This window comes from uncultured Pseudokineococcus sp. (assembly GCF_947499845.1).
Taxonomy (GTDB): Bacteria; Actinomycetota; Actinomycetes; order Actinomycetales; family Quadrisphaeraceae; genus Pseudokineococcus.
Map to the genome: position 1 here is coordinate 21,420 of NZ_CANMPM010000008.1, position 18,397 is coordinate 39,816.

The window sequence follows — 18,397 nt, forward strand, 5'->3', positions numbered from 1 at the left end:
CCGGGCTCGTGGTCCGGGTGCATGGCCCGGGCTCACGGTCCGGGCTCACGGTCCGGGCTCAGGGTGCGGGCGGGACGTGCCGATGGGACGGCGTGACCACTGCGCCCGCGACGTCCACGCCGCCGGAGACGCCCGCCGAGGAGCTGTCCGTCTGGCCCTTCCTGCGGGCGCTGTGCGACCTGCAGGGCTCGGACCTGCACTGCAAGGTCGGCTCGCCGCCGCGGGTGCGCATCGACGGTCGCCTGCGGCGCCTGCAGTTCCGCGACCTCACCTTCGCGGACACCGAGGGCCTGCTGCGGCAGGTCATGCGCGAGGACGCGCGGGAGCGCTTCGCGCAGACCCTCGAGGCCGACTTCGCCTACTCCGTCCCCGGCATGGGGCGCTTCCGCGTCAACGCCTTCCGAGCGCGCGGGTCGGTGGGCCTCGTCATCCGCCGGGTGGCCGTGGGCGCGGTCCCGCTCTCCGACCTCGGCCTGCCCGCGGTCGTCGGGACCCTGGCTCTCGAGCCGCGGGGCCTCGTCCTCGTCACCGGGCCCACCGGCTCGGGCAAGACGACGACGCTCGCCGGGATGGTCGACCACATCAACAGCAACCGGGAGGTCCACCTGCTCACGGTCGAGGACCCCATCGAGGTCCTCCACCAGGACAAGCTCGCCATGATCAACCAGCGCGAGCTGGGGCTCGACACCGCCAGCTTCGGCAGCGCCCTGCGGGCGGCGATGCGCCAGGACCCCGACGTCGTCCTCGTCGGCGAGATGCGCGACGCCGACACCGTGCGGGCCGCGCTCGCGGCGGCCGAGACCGGCCACTTCGTCATGAGCACGCTCCACACGACGGACGCGACGGAGACGGTGGCGCGGATCATCGACTTCTTCCCCCACCACGAGCAGCAGCAGGTGCGCCTGTCCCTCGCCGGCTCGCTGCGGGGCATCGTCTGCCAGCGCCTCGTGCCCCGCGCCGACGGCCAGGGCCGCGCCGTCACCGTGGAGGTGTGCGTGGGCACGGGGCGGGTGGCGGACGCCGTCGCCGACCCCGAGAAGACGGCCACCATCGCCGACCTCGTCGCCGACGGCGCCTTCTACGGCATGCAGACCTTCGACCAGCACCTCGTGCAGCTCTACCGCGACGGCGTGGTCGGCCTCGACGACGCCATGGCCGCCGCCACGCGCCCGCACGACCTCGCCGTGGAGATGCGCCGGCTCGGGCTCGTGGCCTGAGCGCACCGTCGGTCGGCGGTCGGAGGGCCGCGGCGTGCGAGGCTGGGGCGTGCCCCTCGCGCCGTCCCGCCCGCCCGAGCGCAGGCTGACCCGGCGCGAGGTCCTGCGGCGGCTGCCCGGGCCCACGCGGCAGCTCCTGCGGCGCCGCGAGCTCCCGCTGACCGCCGCGGGCCTCACCTTCTACGGGGCTCTCGCGGCGGTGCCCTCGGTCCTCATCGCCGTCCGCGTCGCGGGCTGGCTCGTCGGCGAGGACCGGGTGCTCGCCCTCGGCGCGTCCCTGCAGGCCGCGCTGCCCTCGGCGATGTCCGCCGACGTCGTCGCCCGGTCCGTCGTCGTCTACGGGCTCGGCGTCGCCTGGCCCGTCGTCATCTTCAGCCTCTTCCCCGCGAGCCTGTACGGGGAGGGGCTGCGCCGCGCCTACACGGCCCTGGGGGGAGGGGCGTCCTCCGAGGCGACCCACCCCGGCGACGGCGGGGCCCAGCGGTGGGCTCGCGTCCTCGGCTCCGGCTGGCGGGCCCGCGCGTCGGTGCTGCCCGTCCTGGCGGCGGCGCCGCTGCTGCTGCTCGTCGTCCTCGGCGTGACCCCGCTCGTGGCCGACCTGTTCTCCCAGGGCGCGCGGGGGACGGCCCTCGGCGTCTACGTCGCCCTCAACGTCGACTGGGTCGTCATCTCCCTGCCGCTCGCGTGGACCTTCCGCACCGTCGCGCCGCAGCACCTGTCCTGGCGCGCGGCCCTGGCCGGGGGCTTCGCCACGGGCGCCTTCGTCGCCGGCTTCGTGCAGGGGATCGTGCTCTTCGTGGCCCTGCCGGTCGACATCGGGGCGCCCTTCGGCGGTTCCGCACCCGTGGGCGGCGTGATCGCGGCCCTGCTGTGGCTCTGGCTGCTCCACGTCGTCGTGCTCGTGGGCTTCGCCGCCACCCTCTCGGCCGTGCGCCTGCGCCGCGAGGGCTGAGCCCCGCGAGCGGGGGCCCGCGGGGCTCGGACGGTCGAGGTGATGGCTGCGGCTCAGGGGGCGGCGAGCGTCGTCCCGTCGTCCGGCGCCGGACCGGCGTCCGCCGGGACGGGGCCGGCGGACGCGGCGGTCGTCGTGCCGCCGCGCCGCGGCGCGGGCACGGGGGAGCGGCGCCCCTCCACCCACCCGAGCATGCGGTCGGGGCGGTTGGTGATGACGCCGTCCGCTCCGGCCTCCTCCAGCTGCGCCCACCGGGCGGCGTCGTCGACCGTCCACACCCACACGGCCACGCCGAGGTCGTGGAGGGCGCCGACGACCTCGGGTGCGCCCACCACGAGGCGCGCACCGGGGTTCACGGCCGAGAGGCGGTGCTCCGCGACGAGGCGGCGCACCTCCTCGGACACGCGCGGAGGACCGCCCGTCGCGTCGTGCCCCGGCCCGTCCGGCGTCCCCCCGCCGGCCTCGAGGAGGGGGACCCCGCCACCCTCGCGCAGCAGCAGGCCGAGCGCGAGGTCCGGCGCCGCGTGGGCGCACGCGGCCACGGTGCCCGCGTCGAAGGACTGGAGCACGACCCGCTCGGCGAGCCCCCGGGCGCGGACGGCCGCGACCACGGGCGCCACCTCGGCCGGCGTCCACGAGCCCTTGAGCTCGAGCAGGAGGTGCGGCTCGTCGTGGGCGGCCGCCCAGTCCAGGAGCTCGTCGAGCAGCGGGACGCGGGCGCCGCCGAAGCCGGGGGCGAACCAGGAGCCGGCGTCGAGGGCGGCCACCTCGGCGGCGGTGAGGCCGGCGAGGTCCCCGGCGCCGTCGGTGGTGCGCTCCATCCGCGGGTCGTGGAGGACGACGGCGACGCCGTCCCGCGTGCGGCGCAGGTCCGTCTCGACCCACGGCGCACCGGCGCGGCGCGCGGCCTCGAAGGCGGCCAGGGTGTTCTCGGGGGCCGTCGAGGAGCTCCCGCGGTGGGCCACGACGGCGGGCGGCGCCCCGGGCGCGCGCCGCAGCAGCGGCCGGGGGCCGCGGCGCACCGCGGCGCCGGCGTCCGGGGGGTCCGCGGGCGGTGCGCCCGGGTCCTCGGTCGGCGGTCCCGCAGCCGCGCCGGGCGCTGCGGGCGGGGGCGTCGAGGGGGTGGGCGCTGGTGCGGGGACGCGACGCGTCGTCGTCATGGGGGCTCCCGGGCGGGGTCACCCGGGCGGGCCCGGGTGCTGACGAGGACGACGCTACGTCGGCCCGGTGCCGCCGCGCACGACCGACGCCCCCGTCGGCGCGGGTCTCCGCGGAGATTTCACCGTCCCGCCACCGGGCGGCTCCCCGGCGGTCGCCGGGCGGGTGGGGACGCCGCCTGCGGCGGTCGGCACGGCGCGGCACGATGGCGACCGCCCGACCCGTCCACGACCAGGACCACGAGGGGCGGCCCGCCCGGACCCCGGAGGGCCGTACCGGCGCCGAGGAGGCCCCCATGAGCACCCGCACCGACCGCGAGGACCTCTCCGCGCAGGAGGCCGCCGTCGCCGCCGCCCGCGACGGTCTTCGCGACGCCGTCGAGGACCTCGCCCGCGCCAGCGACGAGGAGGCCCGGCCCCGCGGGGCGGGCGGTCGGCCGGGCACGGGCACGGGCACGGGCAGCAACGGGGGCACGGGCACGGACCCGTCCCTGGCCGCGGTGGCGGCCGAGGCGCGCGACCTGGCGCGGGCGCTGCGCTCGCGGGCCCGCCGTCCGCCCGCCGCCGACACGGCGCCGCTGGCCGGCGCCGTCTCGGCCGCCCAGCGCGAGGCGGCACGCTCCGACGCCTGGGACGACGCCGCGCGCGCCGTGCGCGAGGCCGAGTCCGCGCTCGACGCGGCGGTCGTCGACCTCGCGTCCGCGCGCGGGGAGGACGTCTGACGCCGGGCTGCGGGCGGGCGCGCGGCGGGCGGGGGGCCTAGCGTCGCGGGGGTGCTGGCCGCCTCCGTGACGCAGACGTCCCCCACCGACCCGCTGTCCGCGCTGGAGGTGGGGGAGCGCCCCGCCCCCGAGGCCCCCGACGGCTGGGTGCGGGTCCGCCTCGAGGCGGCGAGCCTCAACCACCACGACCTGTGGAGCCTGCGGGGCGTCGGGCTGCCCGACGAGCGGCTGCCGATGGTGCTCGGCTGCGACGGCGCCGGCACCGACGAGGACGGCCGGGACGTGCTCGTCCACGCCGTCGTGACGAGCCCGGGCTGGACGGGGGACGACACGCTCGACCCGGGGCGCTCGCTGCTGTCGGAGCGCCACCAGGGCACGCTCGCCGAGGAGGTCGTCGTCCCGGCGCGCAACGTCGTCCCGCGGCCGCCGGAGCTGTCCGCGGCCGAGGCCGCCTGCCTGCCGACGGCGTGGCTGACGGCCTACCGGATGCTCTTCACGCAGTCGGGCGCCGCCCCCGGCTCGACCGTGCTCGTGCAGGGGGCGGGCGGAGGCGTCGCGACCGCCCTCGTCGTCCTGGGGCGCGCCGCCGGGTACCGCGTGTGGGTCACCTCGCGCAGCGAGGAGAAGCGGGAGCGGGCGCTCGCCCTCGGCGCGCACGCCGCCTTCGCGACGGGGGAGCGGCTCCCCGGCCGGGTGGACGCCGTCATGGAGACCGTCGGCGAGGCGACGTGGGCGCACTCGCTGCGGTCGCTGCGCCCGGGCGGCACGGTCGTCGTCGCCGGCGCGACCTCCGGCCCGGCCCCGAGCGCCGAGCTGCAGCGCGTCTTCTTCCTCGGCCTGCGCGTCGTCGGGTCGACCATGGGCACCCGCGAGGAGCTCGTGCGCCTGCTCGACCTCCTCGTCGCGACCGGGGCCCGGCCCGTCGTCGACCGCGAGCTGCCGCTCGCGCGCGCCGCGGAGGGGTTCGCCGCCATGGCGGCGGGGGAGCTCTTCGGCAAGGTCGTCCTGCGCACCCGCTGACCGCTGCCGCGGACCGGCGCCGGAGGCACCGCGGCCCCCGTCACCGGCGAGGTGGCGGGGGCCGCGGCGCCCGGGCGGACGAGGGGCGGGGCGAGGAGGCCGGTCAGCCCTCGTCGGGCAGGCCGAGCCAGGGGCGCCAGCCCCCGTGGAGGACCAGCCAGGCGAGCAGGCCGTAGCCGGCCTGGCCGGGGTGCACGCCGTCGCCGGCGGCGAGGTCGGCGTGCCACTGCTCGTGGTGGACGAGCGGGTCGAAGCAGTCCACGTAGCGCACCGCGCGACGTGCGCAGACGTCGGCGAAGGCGTCGGCCAGCTCGGCGACGTCGTCGTTGCGGTCGGCGTCCAGGCCCGGCGCGGGCCCGACGACGAGGACCGGCAGGCCGCGGGAGGCGGCCTCGTCGAGGACGTTGGCGAGGTTGAGGCGGCTGCGCGCCATCGTCAGCCCGGCCTCGAGGTCGGCGCTGCCCAGCCCCACCACGAGCCGGTTGTCGGCGCCGGGGGCGAAGCGGCGCGAGGTCTCGTCGACCCAGCGCTCGAGCAGCCCGGCCGTGCCCTCGCCGGGCACCCCCAGGGGGAAGACGGTCGTGGGGCCGTCGTCGTCGGGGGTCCGGGCCGCGACGCGCCCGGTCCACCCCATGGCCCGGGGGTCGCCGACGCCGGCGGCCAGGGCGTCGCCGAGGACGCAGACGCGGCGGCCCGGGGCGGCCTGGGGGTCGGGGGCTGTGGTGCTCACGCGTCCTCGCTGTCGTCGCTGTCGTCGTCGAGGCGGGCCAGCCAGGTGGCCAGCCGCTCGACCGGGGTCTCGTGCTCGGGGTGGACGTCCACGAACGTCCTCAGCTGCTCGGCGAGCCAGGCGAGGGTGACCTCCTCCTCGCCGCGCCGCGCCTCCAGCTCCTCGATGCCGCGGTCGGTGAAGTACATGGGCCCATCGAAGCCCATGGGCGCACCCGACCGCACCACCCCCGCCGCGGAGGTGGCCGCGGGGGTGGTACCGCGGCCCCGCCCGCCCCGCGAGCAGCGGGTGCGGGCGGGACCGCGGTCAGCGGGCGAAGGCCCGCTCGACGAGGTCGGCCTGCTCGGCGGCGTGCTTGCGGCTGGACCCGGTGGCGGGGGCCGCCGACGCCGGGCGGGTCACCGGGCGGATGCTGCGGCCCAGGCGGGGGGCCACCTCGAGCGCCACGAAGGGCCACGCCCCCTGGTTGGCCGGCTCCTCCTGGACCCACACGAGCTCGGCGTCGCCATAGGGCTCGAGCGCCGCGCGGAAGCCGTCCTCGTCCACCGGGTGCCACTGCTCGACGCGGACGATCGCCGTCCGGTCGTCCTCGCGCTTGGCGCGCGCGGCCTCGAGGTCCCAGGAGACCTTGCCCGAGCAGAGGAGCACCCGGTCGACCCGGCCGGGCTCGCCGCGCAGCGCCCGGTCGGGCACGACCGGCTCGAAGGCGCCGCTGGTGAAGGCCTCCACGCCGCTGGCGGCCGCCTTGAGGCGCAGCATCGACTTCGGGGTGAAGACGACGAGCGGGCGGCGGGGCCGCGCGTACGCCTGGCGGCGCAGCAGGTGGAAGTAGGACGCCGGGGTCGAGGGCATCGCCACCGTCATGTTGTCCTCGGCGCACATCTGCAGGAACCGCTCGATGCGGCCGGAGGAGTGGTCCGGCCCCTGGCCCTCGTAGCCGTGCGGCAGCAGGAGCACGACGGAGGAGCGCTGCCCCCACTTCTGCTCCGAGCAGGAGATGAACTCGTCGACGATCGACTGGGCGCCGTTGGCGAAGTCGCCGAACTGGGCCTCCCACAGGACGAGCGCGTCGGGCCGCTCCACCGAGTAGCCGTACTCGAAGCCCATGGCGGCGAACTCCGACAGCAGGGAGTCGTAGACCCAGAAGCGCGCCTGGTCCTCGGTGAGGTTCTGCAGCGGCGTCCACTCGCGCCCGGTCTGCCGGTCGTGGAGGACGGCGTGGCGCTGGGTGAAGGTACCGCGGCGCGAGTCCTGACCGGCCAGGCGGACGGGCACGCCCTCCATGAGCAGGGAGCCGAAGGCGAGCAGCTCGCCGTAGCCCCAGTCGACGCCGCCCTCGCGGGACATCTGCTCGCGCTTCTCGAGCAGGGCGCGCAGCTTGGGATGGACGGCGAAATCCTCGGGCGGGCTCGTGTGGGCCTCGCCGATGCGCTGCAGCACGGCCGGGTCGACGCCGGTCGCACCGGTGCGCACGACGCGGTCGTCCTGCTGGGCGGCGGGCCGCTCGAGCCCGCCGGGGCCGTCGTGCCCGTCGTCGGCGCGGCTGCCGCCCTCGGACGGCGTCTCCCGCGTCTCGGCGAAGGCCCGCTCCAGCTCGCCCTGGTAGTCGCGCAGGGCCTGCTCGGCCTCCTCGACGGTGATGTCGCCGCGGCCGATGAGCGCCTCGGTGTAGAGCTTGCGGACGCTGCGCTTGGCCTCGATGAGGCTGTACATGAGCGGCTGGGTCATCGAGGGGTCGTCGCCCTCGTTGTGGCCCCGCCGCCGGTAGCAGACCATGTCGATGACGACGTCCTTCTCGAACTCCTCGCGGAAGGCGAAGGCGAGCCGGGCGGCGCGGACGACGGCCTCGGGGTCGTCGCCGTTCACGTGGAGGATCGGCGCCTGGATCATGCGGCCGACGTCGGTCGAGTAGTACGAGGAGCGCGAGCTGGCCGGCGCCGTCGTGAAGCCGACCTGGTTGTTGATGACGACGTGGACGGTGCCGCCGGTGCGGTACCCGCGCAGCTGCGACAGGTTGAGCGTCTCGGCGACGACGCCCTGGCCCGCGAAGGCCGCGTCGCCGTGCAGCAGGACGGGGAGGACGGGGAAGGCCTTGCCGCCCAGGTCGATCCGGTCCTGCTTGGCGCGGACGATGCCCTCCAGCACCGGGTCGACGGCCTCGAGGTGGGAGGGGTTGGCCGCGAGGTAGACCTTCGTCGAGGCGCCCGTCGCGGCGGTGAAGCGGCCCTCGGTGCCGAGGTGGTACTTCACGTCGCCCGAGCCCTGGACGCTGCCCGGGACGGCGCTGCCCTCGAACTCGCGGAAGACCTGGCCGTAGCTCTTGCCGGCGATGTTCGTCAGGACGTTGAGGCGGCCGCGGTGCGCCATGCCGATGGCGACCTCGTCGTGGCCCGCCTCGGCGGCCTCCGACAGCAGCGCGTCGAGCAGCGGGATGACGGACTCGCCGCCCTCCAGGCTGAAGCGCTTCTGCCCGACGAACTTCGTCTGCAGGAAGGTCTCGAACGCCTCGGCCGCGTTGAGCCGGTTGAGGATCCGCAGCTGCTCGTCCCGGTCGGGCTTGGTGTACGGCTTCTCGACGTGGTCCTGGATCCAGGCGCGCTGCTCCGGGTCCTGGATGTGCATGTACTCGATGCCCGTGGTGCGGCAGTAGGAGTCGCGCAGGACGCCGAGGATGTGGCGCAGCTTCATCGGCCCGCCGTCGCCGAAGCCGCCCGTGGGGAACTCGCGGTCGAGGTCCCACAGCGTGAGCCCGTGCGTCTGGACGTCGAGGTCGGGGTGGCGGCGCTGGCGGTACTCCAGCGGGTCGGTGTCGGCCATCAGGTGGCCGCGCACGCGGTAGGCGTGGATGAGCTCCACCACCCGGCTCACGCGCCCCACGTCCACCTGCCCGCGGATGCTCGTGTCCTGCACCCAGCGGACCGGCTCGTAGGGGATGTGCAGGGCGGAGAAGACGCGGTCGTAGAACCCGTCGAGCCCGAGCAGCTTCTGGTGGACCACGCGCAGGAACTCGCCCGACTGGGCGCCCTGGATGATGCGGTGGTCGTAGGTCGACGTCAGCGTCATGACCTTGCTGACGCCGAGCTTGGCGATGGTGTCCTCGGCCGCGCCCTGGTACTCGGCCGGGTAGTCCATGGCGCCGACACCGATGATCGCGCCCTGGCCCTTGACCAGCCGCGGCACCGAGTGGACCGTGCCGATGGTGCCCGGGTTGGTGAGGGTCATCGTCACGCCGGCGAAGTCCTGCACGCCCAGCTTGCCCTGGCGCGCGCGCCGCACGACGTCCTCGTAGGCCGCCCAGAACTGCGCGAAGTCCATGGTCTCCGCGGGCTTGACCGCCGGGACCATGAGCTGGCGGGTGCCGTCGTCCTTCGGCAGGTCGATGGCGATGCCGAGGCCTACGTGCGCGGGGCTGACGACCGCGGGCTTGCCGCCGTCGGTGGTGTACGCGGCGTTCATCGAGGGCATCTCGGCGAGGGCCTCGACGAGCGCGTAGCCGATGAGGTGGGTGAAGGAGACCTTGCCGCCGCGCGCGCGGGCCAGGTTGGAGTTGATGACGATGCGGTTGTCGATGAGGGCCTTGGCCGGCACCGCGCGCACGCTCGTGGCGGTGGGGACCTCGAGGCTCGCCTCCATGTTGGTGACGACGCGGGCGGCGGGGCCGCGCAGGCGCACCACCTCGTCCTCGCGCTCGGCGTCCTGGCCGCCCCCGGAGGGCCGGGGCGCCAGCGCCGACGCCGGTGCGCCGCGGCCGTCGCGGGTGCCCGCCGAGGACGGCGTCGTGCCCGGCTCGGAGGCCGGCCGCGCCGCGCGCGGCGCCGAGCCGCTCGCGGGGGCCTGCTCGGCCGCCCGCTCGGGCGCGGCGGGGGTGCGGGGCGCGGGGGCCGCGCCGGCGGCGGCCGACGCGCCCGGCGTGGCGGGGGCGGGGGCCGGCGCGTCGGCGCCGGCCGCCTCCTGCGCGGCGGAGGGGGCGCGGCTCGGGGCGGGCGCGGGCGCCGCCGAGGGCGAGGAGCCGGCCGCGTCGACGCCGTCCGCGGGCGCGGGGGCGGACCCCTGCGTCGTCGCCGCCGCGCTCCCGGTCGTCGCGGTGCCCGCGTCGGCGCCGGAGGTGCCGGAGCCCTCGGGCGCGTCCTCCTGGGGGGCGCCGTCGCCCGGGGTGTAGTCCTCGAAGAACTCCCACCAGGCCGGGTCCACGGACTCGCGGTCCTCGAGGTAGCGCTCGTGCAGCTCGTCGACGAGCCACGCGTTGGGGCCGAAGCCGGACGCCGTGCCCGGGATCGCGTCGGGCCCCTCGTCCGCGGGGCCGGAGGAGCCCCGTCCTGCGCTGGTGGTCTCCTGCTGGGACACGGTGGCGATCGCCCTCTTCCACGGGTCGGTGCGCGAGATGCGCCCGGCGCCGGGACCCCCGGTACCGCGCGGACCTGCGTGTGCGTCGGCCCGGCCAGACTAGTGCCTGGGCGCCGTCGCGCCGCCCGTCGGCGCGCGGTGGCGGGGCCGGACGGGGGCGGGACGGCCTACCCTGGCGCCCCGTGCGCTTCCTCGACGGCTCGGCCCCCGGTCACGACCTCACCTACAGCGACGTCTTCCTCGTGCCGGGCCGCTCCGGCGTGGCCTCGCGGACCGAGGTGGACCTGCGGACCGACGACGGCACGGGGGCCACCGTGCCCGTCGTCGTCGCCAACATGACGGCGGTCGCCGGCCGGCGCATGGCCGAGACCGTCGCCCGCCGCGGCGGGCTCGCCGTCATCCCGCAGGACGTGCCGCTCGACGTCGTGGCCGAGGTCGTCGCCTGGGTGAAGGCGCGCAGCACCGTCCTCGAGACCCCCATCGTCGCGGCGCCGGAGGACCGGGTCGTCGACGCCCTGCACCTGCTGCCCAAGCGCGCGCACGGCGCCCTCGTCGTCGTCGATGCCGAGCGCCGCCCCCTGGGGGTCGTCACCGCCTCGGACTGCGAGGGCGTGGACCGCTTCACCTCCCTGGCCTCCGTCATGAGCACCTCGCCGCTCGTCCTGGACGCCGCGGACGTCGAGGCGCAGGGGGGCCTGGACCGGGCGTTCTCCGTGCTCGACGGCGCGCGGCGCTCCTTCGCGCCCGTCGTGCGCGACGGCGTCCTCGCCGGGGCGATGACCCGCCTCGGCTGCGTCCGCTCGGCCCTGTACGCGCCGGCGGTGGACGCCGCGGGCCGCCTGCGCGTGGGCGCGGCCGTCGGCGTCACCGGGGACGTGGCCGGCAGCGCGGCCGCGCTGCTCGACGCCGGTGTCGACGTCCTCGTCGTCGACACCGCCCACGGCCACCAGGAGCGCATGGTCGACGCGCTGCGCGCCGTCCGGGCCCTGGACCCGCAGGTGCCCGTCGTCGCCGGCAACGTCGTCACCGCCGAGGGGGTGCGTGACCTCGTGGGCGCGGGCGCCGACGTGGTCAAGGTCGGCGTCGGCCCGGGCGCCATGTGCACCACGAGGATGATGACGGGGGTCGGGCGGCCGCAGTTCTCCGCCGTCCTCGAGTGCGCCGCCGCCGCCCGCGAGCTCGGCGCCTCGGTGTGGGCCGACGGCGGCGTGCGCCACCCGCGCGACCTCGCGCTGGCGCTCGCCGCGGGCGCCAGCTCGGTCATGGTCGGCTCCTGGTTCGCGGGGACGCACGAGAGCCCGGGCGACCTGCTCGTCGACGAGCGCGGCCGCAGCTACAAGGAGAGCTTCGGCATGGCCTCCAAGCGGGCCGTCGCCCACCGCACCCGCGAGGAGTCGCCGCTGGAGCGCGCGCGCAAGGCGCTCTTCGAGGAGGGCATCTCCAGCTCGCGGATGATGCTCGACCCGGCGCGCCCGGGCGTCGAGGACCTCCTCGACTCCATCACCTCGGGCATCCGCAGCGCCTGCACCTACGCGGGCGCCCGGACGCTGCCCGAGCTCCACGAGCGCGCCGTCGTCGGCGTCCAGTCGCCGTCGGGGTACGAGGAGGGCCGCCCGCTGCCGTCGGGCTGGTGAGGCCGGCGCGTCAGGAGGGCCGTCGCGTCAGAGGGGCCATCGCGTCAGAGGGGCGGGGCTCGTGGGGTAGTGTCTGCGCCGTCCCAAGGGCCCACCGGCCCCCGTAGCTCAGGGGATAGAGCACCGCCCTCCGGAGGCGGGGGCGCAGGTTCGAATCCTGCCGGGGGCACCACGCAGCACCTCTCGAGCGCCGTCACCGCCACCGCGGGCGGCGCTCGTCGCGTGCCGGGGCCGACGGGGCGCCGGGCCGTCCGTGGACGCCCGCCCGGAACCCTCCCCGCGCCCTCCTAGACTGCTGGGCCGTGACTCCCGCCGAGCTCTCCGCCGCGATCCGCCGCTGCCTCGTCGAGGCGGTCGAGGCCCGGGAGCCGGCCGCGGGCTCCCTCGCCGTCGACGACCTGCCCGCGGAGGTGCGCGTCGAGCGCCCCCGCAGCCGCGAGCACGGCGACTGGGCGACCAACGTCGCCCTGCAGCTCGGCAAGCGGGCCGGTGTAGCCCCGCGCGACCTCGCGACCGCGCTCGCGGCCCGGCTGGGGGCCGTCGACGGCGTCGAGCGGGTCGACGTCGCCGGCCCGGGCTTCCTCAACGTCGTCCTGCAGGCCTCGGCGGCCGGCGAGCTGGCGCGCACCGTCGTCGAGGCGGGCGCCGCGTACGGCACGAGCGACAGGCGCGCGGGCACCTGCATCAACCTCGAGTTCATCTCGGCCAACCCCACCGGCCCCGTCCACCTCGGCGGTGCGCGCTGGGGCGCCGTGGGCGACGCCCTGGCCCGCGTGCTGGCCGCCACGGGCGCCGAGGTGGTGCGCGAGTACTACTTCAACGACCACGGCGCCCAGATCGACCGCTTCGCCCGGTCGCTGCTGGCGCGGGCCCACGGGCGCCCGGCGCCCGAGGACGGCTACGGCGGCGCCTACGTCGGCGACATCGCCGCTCGCGTCGTCGCCGACGCCTCCGCCCGCGGCGAGGACCTCCTGGCGATGCCCGAGGACGCCGCCCAGGAGGTCTTCCGCCGTGACGGCGTCGCGCTGATGTTCGACGAGGTCAAGCGCGACCTCCACGACTTCGGCGTCGACTTCGACGTGTGGTTCCACGAGGACTCGCTGCACGCCTCCGGGGCGGTGGACGCCGCCGTGGAGCACCTCAAGGCCTCGGGCAGCCTCTACGAGGCCGACGGCGCCTGGTGGCTGCGCTCGACCGACCACGGCGACGACAAGGACCGCGTCGTCATCAAGTCCGACGGGCAGCCGGCCTACATCGCCGGCGACCTCGCGTACCTGCGCGACAAGCGGGCCCGCGGGGCCGACCTGTGCATCTACATGCTCGGCGCCGACCACCACGGCTACATCAGCCGGCTCAAGGCGGCGGCCGCGGCCTTCGGGGACGACCCGGCCGTCGTCGAGGTGCTCATCGGGCAGATGGTCAACCTCGTGCGCGACGGCCAGCCGGTCCGGATGAGCAAGCGCAACGGCACGGTGGTCTCGCTCGAGGACCTCGTCGAGGCCGTCGGCGTCGACGCCGCGCGCTACTCCCTCAGCCGGAGCTCGGTCGACTCGACCATCGACATCGACCTCGACGTGCTGACCCGCCGGACCAACGAGAACCCCGTCTTCTACGTCCAGTACGCGCACGCCCGCACGTGCGGCGTGGCCCGCAACGCGGAGGCCGCCGGGGTGCGCCGGGAGGACGGCTTCGACCCCTCGCTGCTCACCCACCCCACCGAGTCGGCCGTGCTGGCCGCGCTCGGCGAGCACCCGCGCGTGGTCGAGCAGGCCGCCGAGCTGCGCGAGCCGCACCGCGTGGCCCGCCACCTCGAGGTGCTCGCCGGCGCCTTCCACAAGTGGTACGACGAGTGCCGCGTGACGCCGATCGGCGAGGCCCCGGTCGAGGACGTGCACCGCACGCGCCTGTGGCTCGCCGAGGCCGTCCGCACGGTCCTCGCCTCCGGGCTCGGCCTGCTCGGCGTCTCGGCCCCGGAGCGCATGTGAGCCCGCGCCTGCACGCCCACGAGGCCGGCTCGCTGCACGCCGAGGGCTACGGCGGGCCGGGCTGGCTCGCGGTGCCGGACGACGTCAACGCCCTCGTGACGCCGCTGTGGGCGCGGACGGTGCGGCGCGGCGGCGACGGCGCGCTCGAGGTGGGCGGCGTGCCCGTCACCCGGCTGGCCGCCGAGCACGGGACCCCGGCGTACGTCCTCGACGAGGACGACCTGCGCGCCCGGGCGCGCGGCTTCGTCGAGGCCTTCGACGAGGCCTTCGCCGACCTGTGCGGCGGCGCCGACGTCTACTACGCCGGCAAGGCCTTCCTCTGCACGGCGGTCGCCCGCTGGGTCGCCGAGGAGGGCATGCTCCTCGAGACCTGCACGGGCGGTGAGATGGCGGTCGGGCTGCGCGCCGGCGTCGACCCGGCGCGGATGGCCCTGCACGGCAACAACAAGTCCGACGCCGAGGTCGAGCGGGCGCTGCGGGCGGGGCTGGGGCGCCTCGTCGTCGACTCGCTGCCGGAGGTCGACCGGGTGGCCGACGTGGCCGCCCGCCTGGGCGTGCGCGCGCCGGTGCTCGTCCGCGTCACCGTCGGCGTCGAGGCGCACACGCACTCCTACATCGCGACGGCCCACGAGGACCAGAAGTTCGGGCTCCCCCTCTCGACGGGGGAGGCGGCGCGGGCCGCGGCCGCGGTGCTGGCGCGCCCGGAGCTCGACCTGCGGGGGCTGCACTCCCACATCGGGTCGCAGATCTTCGACGTCGAGGGCTTCGAGGTCGCCGCCCGGCGGCTCGTCCGTCTGCACGCCCAGGTCCAGCGCGAGCACGACGTCGTCCTGCCCGAGATGGACCTCGGCGGCGGCTTCGGCATGGCCTACACGACCCAGCACCAGCCGCTCCCTCCGCGCGAGCTGGCCCAGGGGATGGCCCGCGTGGTCGCCGCCGCGTGCGCCGCCGAGGGCGTCGACGTGCCCCGCGTGTCGGTGGAGCCGGGGCGGGCCGTCGTCGGGCCGAGCACCTTCACGCTCTACACCGCCGGCACGACGAAGGACGTCGTCCTCGACGGCGGGCAGACCCGCCGCTACGTCGCCGTCGACGGCGGCATGAGCGACAACGTGCGCACGGCCCTGTACTCGGCCGACTACTCGGCGACGCTGGCCTCGCGGCGCTCGGACGCCCCGCCGGTGCTCACCCGCGTCGTCGGGAAGCACTGCGAGAGCGGGGACATCGTCGTCATGGACGAGTTCATGGCCGGCGACCTCGGCCCCGGCGACCTCGTGGCCGTGCCCGGCACGGGCGCCTACTGCCGCGCCCTCGCCAGCCAGTACAACCACGTCCCGCGCCCGCCCGTCGTGGCGGTCTCGGGCGGGGTCTCGCGGGTGCTCGTGCGCCGCGAGACCGAGGAGGACCTGCTCGCCCTCGACCTCGGCTGACCCTGCGGCGTCGCCGCCCACCGCGTGCGCCGCGCCGACCGGACGACCCTGGAGCGCCACCAGCCCATGACCGCCGACCCGCGAACGACCACCGACGCCGGGACCGACGACAGCACCGCGCGCCCTGCCGACGAGGGCGCCGCCCGCGCTGCCGACGAGGACGCGGCCCGCGCTGCCGACGAGGGCGCGGCCCGCGCCGAGCAGGTCGCCGCCGAGCAGGGCGCCGTCGACACCCGCTACGCGCGCCTGGACGACCTGCGCCGGCGCACCGCCGCCGAGCTCGCGGCCGTGCGCCGCTCGGAGACCACCGGCACGCACCAGAACCGCTCCGAGCGCGACTCCTTCGCGGCGCTGCACGAGGGGCGCCTCGCGCAGCTGGACGCCGTCGAGGACCGCCTCGTCTTCGGCCGCCTCGACCTCTCCGACGGCGAGACGCGCTACGTCGGGCGGCTCGGCCTCGCCGACGAGGCGCAGCAGCGGCTGCTCGTCGACTGGCGCGCGCCGGCCTCCGAGCCCTTCTACCAGGCGACGGCGGCACGGCCCGCGGGCGTGGCGCGGCGCCGGCACCTCGCGCTGCGGGGCCGCTCGGTGCAGGGCCTGGAGGACGACGTCCTCGACGCCGACGGCCTCGCGGCGCGCGGCCTCGAGGCCCTGGGCGGCGAGGGCGCGCTCATGGCCGCGCTGGGTGCGCAGCGCACGGGCCGCATGGGCGACATCGTCGCGACCATCCAGGCCGAGCAGGACGCGATCATCCGCTCCGACGCCAAGGGCGTCCTCGTCGTCCAGGGCGGGCCGGGCACGGGCAAGACCGCGGTGGCGCTGCATCGCGCCGCCTACCTGCTGTACGCCCACCGCGAGCGGCTGGCGCGCAGCGGCGTCCTCGTCGTCGGGCCGAGCCCGGTCTTCCTGCGCTACATCGAGCAGGTGCTGCCCTCGCTGGGCGAGAGCGGCGTGCTCACGTCCACGGCGGGCCAGCTCTTTCCCGGGGTCGACGCCCGCGCCGCCGACCGGCCGGCGGTGGCGCGGCTCAAGGGCGACGAGCGCTGGCTCGAGGTGCTGTCCCGGTCCGTAGCCGCCCGCCAGCGCGTGCCGGCGGGCCCGCAGCGCCTGGACGTCGAGGGCACGACCGTCGTCCTGCAGCCACGGGCCGTCGCGCGGGCCCGCGAGCGCGCCCGGGCCACGGGGCAGCCGCACCTGGAGGCGCGCAGCGGCTTCGTGCGCGACCTCCTGCTGCACCTCGCCGACCTCGTCGCCCGTGCGCAGGGCTCGCGCCTGGAGCCGGAGGACCGGCCGGGCGTCGTCGCCGACCTGCGCGGCTCGCGGGACGTGCGCGTGGCGCTCAACCTCGCGTGGATGCCCATGACGCCGCAGAAGCTCGTCGGCGACCTGCTCACCCGCCCGCACCGGCTCGCCGAGGCGGCGGACGGGCTCTTCTCCCCCGAGGAGCAGGCGCTGCTCCTGCGCCGCGCGGAGGACCCCTGGACGGTCGACGACGTCCCCCTGCTCGACGAGGCGGCCGAGCTGCTCGGGGAGGACGAGACAGGGGCGGCCGGCCAGGGCGCCCGGGAGGAGGCGCGCCGGCGCGAGGAGGCGCTCTCGCTCGCGCGCGAGGTGCTCGACTCCGGTGCGGGGGAGACGGCGGTCGAGGGCTTCACCGCCTCGGCCGAGGACCTGGCGGCCCGCCAGTCCGACCTCGGCGGCCCGACGCTGACCGTCGCCGAGCGGGCGGCGGGGGACCGCACGTGGGTCTTCGGGCACGTCGTCGTCGACGAGGCGCAGGAGCTCTCGCCGATGATGTGGCGGCTGCTCGTGCGGCGCTGCCCGAGCCGGTCCATGACCGTGGTCGGCGACCTGGCCCAGACGCGCTCCGCCGCAGGGGCGTCCGTGTGGGCCGAGGTGCTCGACCCCTTCGCGGAGGGCCGCTGGCGGTTGGAGGAGCTGACGGTCAACTACCGCACCCCGCGCCAGGTCATGGACGCGGCCGCGGCCGTCCTCGGGCTCACGGGGGCACCGGGGCGGACGCCGACCTCGGTCCGCGAGGGGGAGGGCCCTCCGTCGCTCACCGAGGTGCCGGCCGACGGCGACGCCCGCGAGGAGGCGCTGCGCGGCGTCGTCGCCGACGAGGCCCGACGGGTGGCGGGCGGTCGCCTCGCGGTGCTCTGCCCGCCGGAGCGCCTCGCGGGGACCTCCGCCGCCCTCGTCGGGCGGCTGCGCGGGCCCGGGGGGGCGGACCTGCCCGTCGCCACGGGCCCCGGGGCACTGGACAGCCCCGTCTCCGTCATGACCGTCGCCGACTCCAAGGGGCTGGAGTTCGACGCGGTGGTGCTCGTCGAGCCCGCGGAGGTCCTCGGCGGGCCGGACGACGAGGACCCCCGCGCCGGGGCGCACGACCTCTACGTCGCCATGACGCGGCCGACGCAGCGGCTGCACGTCCTGGCGTCCCCGGGGCTCGACCCCGCGCTCGCGAGGGCGCTCGTCGGGCGCTGACCGCCGCCGTCAGCCCTCGGCCGGCAGCTCGTCGGCGACCTTGACCCCCGCCGCGCGCATCTCCTCGAGCGCGGCGCGGGATCTCTCGGGCGCCGTGCCGGCGACGAGCGGCAGCAGCACCCGCACGCGGAAGCCGGCGCGGGCGGCGTCCAGCGCCGTGGCGCGCACGCAGTGGTCGGTGGCGATGCCGACGACGTCGAGGTCCGTGACGGCCTTGCGGCGCAGCCACTCCTCGAGCCGGTCGCCGTCCTCGGCCTCGCCCTCGAAGCCGGAGTAGCCGTCGGAGTACTGCCCCTTGCGGAAGACGGCCTGCGCGAGGTCGACGTCGAAGCCCGGCTGGGGCGCGGCCCCGGGGGTGCCCGCGACGCAGTGGACGGGCCAGCTGGTGACGAAGTCCGGGTGGTCGCTGAAGTGGCCCCCCGGGTCGACGTGCCAGTCCTGGGTCGCGACGACGGCGGCGTAGTCGTCGGCGCGCTCGCGGGCGTGCCGGGTGACGGCGGTGGCGACCGCGGCGCCGCCCTCGACGGCGAGGGACCCGCCCTCGCAGAAGTCGACCTGCACGTCGACGACGACGAGCGCCCGCGCGTGGGCGCTCGTCCCCGCGGTCGGCTCGGGCTGGGGGCTGGTGCTCACGTCGGCTCCGCTGGTCGGTGGGCGTCCGGACTGGCCCCAGGCTCTCCCCGCTCGCCGTGCCGGGCCACCGCGGGCGCCCGGCCCGGCGA

At 77.0% G+C, this 18,397-nt stretch carries 13 protein-coding genes and 1 tRNA gene; 9 read left to right on the forward strand and 5 right to left on the reverse strand.

Going from position 1 to position 18,397, the window contains the following annotated elements:
• The first annotated feature begins 92 nt into the window (after window positions 1–92).
• Window positions 93–1,217, forward strand: a complete 1,125-nt coding sequence (locus Q0789_RS09220; protein ID WP_298804436.1) for a type IV pilus twitching motility protein PilT — start codon at window positions 93–95, stop codon at window positions 1,215–1,217.
• Between the two features lie 49 nt (window positions 1,218–1,266).
• Window positions 1,267–2,169, forward strand: coding sequence for a YhjD/YihY/BrkB family envelope integrity protein (locus Q0789_RS09225; RefSeq protein WP_298804438.1), 903 nt, complete (start codon window positions 1,267–1,269; stop codon window positions 2,167–2,169).
• Between the two features lie 53 nt (window positions 2,170–2,222).
• Here Q0789_RS09225 and Q0789_RS09230 read toward each other — a convergent pair whose 3' ends face one another.
• On the reverse strand, window positions 2,223–3,329 hold the full coding sequence (locus Q0789_RS09230; protein WP_298804440.1) for a glycerophosphodiester phosphodiesterase: 1,107 nt from the start codon (window positions 3,327–3,329) through the stop codon (window positions 2,223–2,225).
• Window positions 3,330–3,622: 293 nt separating this feature from the next.
• Between Q0789_RS09230 and Q0789_RS09235 the strand changes: the two genes are divergently transcribed.
• Window positions 3,623–4,048: a hypothetical protein gene (locus tag Q0789_RS09235; protein ID WP_298804442.1), complete on the forward strand. Its 426-nt coding sequence runs from the start codon at window positions 3,623–3,625 to the stop codon at window positions 4,046–4,048.
• A gap of 51 nt (window positions 4,049–4,099) precedes the next feature.
• Complete coding sequence (locus Q0789_RS09240; protein ID WP_298804444.1) at window positions 4,100–5,068, forward strand: zinc-binding dehydrogenase; 969 nt, start codon at window positions 4,100–4,102, stop codon at window positions 5,066–5,068.
• A 103-nt stretch (window positions 5,069–5,171) separates the two neighbouring features.
• Here Q0789_RS09240 and Q0789_RS09245 read toward each other — a convergent pair whose 3' ends face one another.
• The 3 genes from Q0789_RS09245 to Q0789_RS09255 form a co-directional block, all read right to left on the reverse strand.
• Window positions 5,172–5,798, reverse strand: a complete 627-nt coding sequence (locus Q0789_RS09245; RefSeq protein WP_298804446.1) for a GDSL-type esterase/lipase family protein — start codon at window positions 5,796–5,798, stop codon at window positions 5,172–5,174.
• On the reverse strand, window positions 5,795–5,986 hold the full coding sequence (locus Q0789_RS09250; protein WP_171203626.1) for a DUF6104 family protein: 192 nt from the start codon (window positions 5,984–5,986) through the stop codon (window positions 5,795–5,797). Before Q0789_RS09250 ends, Q0789_RS09245 begins: the two co-directional genes overlap by 4 nt.
• Window positions 5,987–6,104: 118 nt before the next feature.
• Window positions 6,105–10,073 (reverse strand): multifunctional oxoglutarate decarboxylase/oxoglutarate dehydrogenase thiamine pyrophosphate-binding subunit/dihydrolipoyllysine-residue succinyltransferase subunit, encoded by a 3,969-nt coding sequence (locus Q0789_RS09255; protein ID WP_366917700.1) that lies wholly within the window; start codon window positions 10,071–10,073, stop codon window positions 6,105–6,107.
• Between the two features lie 251 nt (window positions 10,074–10,324).
• Here Q0789_RS09255 and Q0789_RS09260 point away from each other — a divergent pair, with 251 nt between their 5' ends.
• The 5 genes from Q0789_RS09260 (at window position 10,325) to Q0789_RS09280 (ending at window position 17,675) form a co-directional block, all read left to right on the forward strand.
• The gene (locus Q0789_RS09260; protein ID WP_298804450.1) at window positions 10,325–11,776 is read left to right on the forward strand and encodes a GuaB1 family IMP dehydrogenase-related protein; all 1,452 of its coding nucleotides are present in this window, start codon (window positions 10,325–10,327) and stop codon (window positions 11,774–11,776) included.
• A gap of 97 nt (window positions 11,777–11,873) precedes the next feature.
• Window positions 11,874–11,948: transfer RNA gene (locus Q0789_RS09265), tRNA-Arg, on the forward strand.
• A gap of 130 nt (window positions 11,949–12,078) precedes the next feature.
• Window positions 12,079–13,761, forward strand: a complete 1,683-nt coding sequence (argS, locus tag Q0789_RS09270) for an arginine--tRNA ligase (RefSeq protein ID WP_298804453.1) — start codon at window positions 12,079–12,081, stop codon at window positions 13,759–13,761.
• Window positions 13,762–13,769: 8 nt separating this feature from the next.
• A complete protein-coding gene (lysA, locus tag Q0789_RS09275) occupies window positions 13,770–15,188 on the forward strand; it encodes a diaminopimelate decarboxylase (RefSeq protein ID WP_366917701.1) in 1,419 nt (472 codons plus the stop codon).
• Between the two features lie 66 nt (window positions 15,189–15,254).
• The gene (locus Q0789_RS09280) at window positions 15,255–17,675 is read left to right on the forward strand and encodes an AAA family ATPase (RefSeq protein WP_298804457.1); all 2,421 of its coding nucleotides are present in this window, start codon (window positions 15,255–15,257) and stop codon (window positions 17,673–17,675) included.
• Window positions 17,676–17,684: 9 nt separating this feature from the next.
• Here Q0789_RS09280 and Q0789_RS09285 read toward each other — a convergent pair whose 3' ends face one another.
• Complete coding sequence (locus Q0789_RS09285; RefSeq protein ID WP_298804459.1) at window positions 17,685–18,308, reverse strand: isochorismatase family protein; 624 nt, start codon at window positions 18,306–18,308, stop codon at window positions 17,685–17,687.
• Window positions 18,309–18,397 lie beyond the last annotated feature (89 nt).